The sequence below is a fragment of the Burkholderia sp. Tr-20390 genome (assembly GCF_017104595.1).
In the GTDB taxonomy this organism is placed as follows: Bacteria; Pseudomonadota; Gammaproteobacteria; order Burkholderiales; family Burkholderiaceae; genus Burkholderia.
Genome location: NZ_JAAGPC010000355.1, coordinates 1 through 3,320, shown reverse-complemented (window position 1 = coordinate 3,320; position 3,320 = coordinate 1). Strand labels below are relative to the sequence as shown.

Genomic DNA, 3,320 nt, shown 5'->3' with positions numbered 1-3,320 from the left:
TCTTGCTCTCCACGACGCTCTGTCTGTCTTGCGTGGCCGCCGGCACGGGCGCCGTGGCGGGTTCTGGCCCGCGCGTCAGGGTGTCGTCAACTGCGCCTCGACCGGCTGCGCGTTGACGGTGGCCTGTACCCTGACGAACGATGCCGCGCGCGCGTCGAGCCTGAGCGGCCAGCGGCGCGTGCTGCCGGCGAGCGCATAGCCGAGCAGGCCGCGTGCGACCTCGTGAGTGGCGCCTTGCGCGTCGACCAGCCGGACCGCGGAAAGCTGCGCCCGCCGTCCGCCGCGATTGTCGACCGCGAGCCGCAGGCCCTGCGCGTCGCGCTCGACGCGCCACGCGAGACGCGGCGGCGCCGGCATCCCGGGCGGCTCGACGAACACGGGCACCGAATAGCGCAGCCGGATCGTGATGCCGTTTTCGACCGGAGTGCCGGGCGCGGGCAGTTCATCGATCAGGACGCGATAGCTTTCCTCGGCTGCCGGCGCGTCGACGGCCGTGCGCACGAGCCGGATCAACTGCCCGGCGTTCGCGCCGATCTGCAGCAGCGGTGGCGATGCGGCCAGCGCGTCGGTCGGCGTCATCACGTCGTCGCCGTTTTCCTGCGTCCAGCGGTACGTGCGGACCTGGCCGTAGATCGGCCGTCCGCCCGGATTGTCGAGCATGACGCTGGCCGCGGCGGCCGACGGCGGCAGCTCGATCGTCACGGGCGTGATCTGCAGCGTGGCCGCTGATACGGCCGCCGCCGACGTGGCCCACAGCGCGGCGAGCGCGCGCGGAAGGAACGCCACGGGGCGTCAGAAGTAGACGGTGGCGGTGACGCTCGCCTGATAGGTGTCGGGCTTCGGTGTCGCCTGCGCCGGCACCTGGCCATACACGTTCAGTGTCTGTGCGGAACCGGTCCCGGTGCCGCCGACCGTGTCCGTTCCCTGCGTGTTGCCCCAGACCGTGGCGTGGCTCGAATCCTGGTAGATCTGGTAGCCGACCGTCGTGCTCGTGTTGCCGTTCGCGGTGCCGGCCATCAGCCGGCTGGCGACCGTCGAGCCCGTGACGGCGCCCGCGTCGAGCCCGACGTTGTACGGCGTCGAGTTCGTACAGGTGACGGACAGGGTGGTCTGCTGGCTGATCGTCGACGCGAGCACGCCGGTCGTGCCGAATGCGAGCGGGTTGGCGGCGATCGTGCAGTTCGCCTGGATCGTCAGCGTGACGTTGAACTGTGCGGTGGCGTTGCCGTTCGAGTAGGTTGCGGCGACGGTGACGGGTTGCAGCGCCGGTGCGAATGCGAAGGCGGTCGCGAGCGCGGTGGAAAGGACACGACGTCGGGTAGCGTTCATTGTGATTATCTCCAGCCGTTCAAGGGATGTCGCCCGGCTCGCGGGTGGCCTCCCGCGTTGTGCCTGCCGTGCCGACGGAACAGCGCTGTCGTTGAAGGAAGACTACTCCACGCTTTCGGGCGCCGGCAATGGTGAAAACGCCGACGCGGCAGGTTTTGTGCCGGATTCCTGATAGATTGCTGTGGGCGGCTTGACCTGGATCAAGAATCGGCGCGAACGATGCGGTACGCGGCCGGCTACCATCGAGGGGCGCGTGGCCTGGCGACGGTTGTCGCGGGGCGAGCGTGCTTACGGGGAAAACCATGGCGGATGAGCGATTCGACGCGGCGCGCGGCTGGCTGCGCATGCTGTCGTGCCTGCTGCTGGTCGTGGCGCTTGGCGCGCCGTGGGCGTCGGCACGCGCGGATTCCTGTTCGGTCACGCCACCGGCGCCGAGCTTCGGCTCCGTCAGCCCGATCCGGCTGCTGGCCGTCACGACCACCAGCACGATGACCGTCAACTGCACGTGGGATGCGCTGAGCCTGAACACGGGCGTGCTCGTCTGCGTGAACCTCGGCGGCACGAGCCCGCGCTACCTGAGCAACGGGACGAACCAGATGCAGTACGACCTGTACCAGGACTCCGGCTATTCGCAGGCGTGGGGTTCCGTCAGCGCCGGCACCACGCCGATCTCCGTTACGTTGCAGAAACCGTTGCTCGGCACCAGCGCGAGCGCGAACATCACCGTCTATGGCCGCGTCACGGCCAACCAGCCGACCGTGCCGACCGTGAACAACAGCAGCACGGTCTACACGCAGAGCTTCAGCGGCAACCAGGCGACGTACAGCCAGAGCTTTTCGCTGCTCAGCATCCTGCCGACGCTGACGTGCGCGGCGCAGTCGGCGGCCGGCACGGTGAGCTTCTCCGCCACGGCCACGGTCACCAACGACTGCATCATCACCGCGACGGGCGTCGCGTTTCCGGCCACCGGCGTATTGACGTCTCCGTTGGCGGCGGCCGGGTCGATCAATGCGCGCTGCACGAACGGCGACGCGTTCCAGATTGCGCTGAACGGCGGCGGCAGCGGCAACGTCGCCGCGCGCACAATGTCGCGCGCGGGCGGCGGCGGGGCGGTCGGCTATCAGCTTTACAAGGACGGTGGCTACACGACGCCGTGGGGCGACGGCACGGGCGGCACGTCGATGGCGACGGGGTCGGGCAGCGGACTCGGCCAGACGATCCCCGTGTACGGGCGCGTGCCCGCGCAGACAACCCCCGCGCCGGGCAACTACAGCGACACGATTACCGCAACGATCAGCTTCTGAGTGGCGTCAGTCGCGCACCAGCACGACCAGCTTGAGGTCCTCGCGGTGCGCGGGCTTCAGCGTGATCTGCTGGTACACGAGGCGGCCGTCGGCCGGATGGTCGAATTCGCGCAGGCCGCCTTCGCGTTCGAACACGTCCTGCGATGCCCAGTACTGCGCGAAAGCGTCGCTGCCGGCGGTCAGCGCGTCGATCAGTGCGCGCGTGGGCGCATCGGTCAGGTGACGGATCGAATCGGCGCGGAATTCGGCCGCGAGCCGCCGCGCGCGGGTTTCCCAGTCGACGATCAGCGTGCGCGCGGCCGCCGACATGAATGTGAAGCGCAGCAGGTTGCGGTCGTGCTCGCCGTCGAGCCAGCCGGAAAAGAGCGCGGCGGCCGGCGCGTTCCAGGCGAGGGCGTTCCATTGCCGGTCGAGCACGTACGCGGGCGTCGCGATGGCCGCGACGGTCGCGGCGAGCGTCGGCGGCAGGTCGCCGCCCGCGACGTCGGGCTCGGCCGGGTCGCGCTGCGCGGCCAGCTCGAACAGATACGCGCGCTCGGCCTTCGACAGTTGCAGCGCGACGGCGATCCGCGCGAGCGCGTCGGCCGACGCCGACACCGGGCGGCCCTGTTCGATCCACGTGTACCAGGTCGGGCTGACGCCGCACAGTTGCGCGACTTCCTCGCGCCGCAGCCCCGGCGTGCGGCA

Annotated in this window: 4 protein-coding genes; 1 reads left to right on the top strand and 3 read right to left on the bottom strand. The window is 69.9% G+C overall.

From position 1 onward, the window contains the following. Positions 1-75 precede the first annotated feature (75 nt). On the bottom strand, positions 76-786 hold the full coding sequence (locus G3N98_RS38830) for a fimbria/pilus periplasmic chaperone (protein ID WP_206151082.1): 711 nt from the start codon (positions 784-786) through the stop codon (positions 76-78). A gap of 6 nt (positions 787-792) precedes the next feature. Continuing rightward, entirely contained in the window at positions 793-1,329 is a 537-nt protein-coding gene (locus tag G3N98_RS38825; RefSeq protein ID WP_089473381.1) for a spore coat U domain-containing protein, read from the bottom strand. Positions 1,330-1,673: 344 nt separating this feature from the next. Here G3N98_RS38825 and G3N98_RS38820 point away from each other — a divergent pair, with 344 nt between their 5' ends. After that, the gene (locus tag G3N98_RS38820; RefSeq protein WP_241026289.1) at positions 1,674-2,633 is read left to right on the top strand and encodes a spore coat U domain-containing protein; all 960 of its coding nucleotides are present in this window, start codon (positions 1,674-1,676) and stop codon (positions 2,631-2,633) included. 6 nt (positions 2,634-2,639) lie between these two features. Here G3N98_RS38820 and G3N98_RS38815 read toward each other — a convergent pair. Then, on the bottom strand, positions 2,640-3,320 hold a 681-nt coding region (locus G3N98_RS38815; RefSeq protein ID WP_206151080.1), incomplete at its 5' end, for a helix-turn-helix transcriptional regulator.

Bases quoted from the DNA above. Each gene is read 5' to 3' on its own strand.
- G3N98_RS38825 (WP_089473381.1), bottom strand. From the start codon at position 1,329: ATGAACGCTACCCGACGTCGTGTCCTTTCCACCGCGCTCGCGACCGCC.
- G3N98_RS38820 (WP_241026289.1), top strand. From the start codon at position 1,674: ATGCTGTCGTGCCTGCTGCTGGTCGTGGCGCTTGGCGCGCCGTGGGCG.